The sequence below is a fragment of the Paenibacillus sp. E194 genome (assembly GCF_000935845.1).
Classification (GTDB): Bacteria; Bacillota; Bacilli; order Paenibacillales; family Paenibacillaceae; genus Paenibacillus_B; species Paenibacillus_B alvei_B.
Genome location: NZ_JMDX01000529.1, coordinates 1 through 772, shown reverse-complemented (window position 1 = coordinate 772; position 772 = coordinate 1). Strand labels below are relative to the sequence as shown.

1 protein-coding gene is annotated in these 772 nt (G+C 59.7%); it reads right to left on the bottom strand.

The features are described from left to right. A partial coding sequence (locus AZ66_RS29385) for a condensation domain-containing protein (RefSeq protein WP_231587110.1) occupies nucleotides 1-721 on the bottom strand: 721 nt, incomplete at its 3' end. Between the last annotated feature and the right edge of the window lie 51 nt (nucleotides 722-772).

Genomic DNA, 772 nt, shown 5'->3' with positions numbered 1-772 from the left:
GCGCATGCACCGTTGCTCCCGCCTGCAGTTCCACCGCCGTATCGTTGAATGTCACCAGCAGCTCTCCCCGCTCGTCAGCCGTCAACACCTCGATGCTTCCCAGCTTCGCTTGCGGATGACGGATCGTTTGACGCAGCAGCTCGGTGAAGTGACCCACCCAGCGCTCGATCGTCGTCCGTTCGAATAGTTTGGACGCATATTCCAGGGTGCATCGCATCCCCTGCTCGTGTTCGCTGACCGACAGCGTCAAGTCGAATTTCGCTGCTCCGCTCTCGATCGGATACGGCGTCCATTGCAGCCCCGCCAGCTCCAAATCGGCCTGCTCGGTGTTTTGCAGCACCAGCATGGCATCGAACAACGGATTGCGGCTCATATCCCGCTGCTTTATAACCTGCTCCACCAGTTCCTCGAATGGGTAGTCTCCATGCTCCAAGGCACCTAGCGCCGTCTGCTTCACTTCCTGCAAGTAAGCCGAGAACGGCTTTTCTCCGGACGGGTTCATGCGCAGCGCCAGCGTGTTCACAAACATGCCCATCATTCCTTGCAGATCCGCATGGGAACGTCCAGCGATCGACGTACCGACGATCACTTCTTCTTGACCACTTAACCGCCCTAGCAGAGCGCTGTATGCGGCCAGCAGCACCATGTACACGGTCGCGCCATTTTCCCGCGACAGTTCTCTGATAGCTTCCGCCAGCACGCTGTCCAGCTCGAACTCCACCCGATCCCCCTCGAAGCTGCGCAACGCCGGGCGCGGAGCATCCGTCGGCAG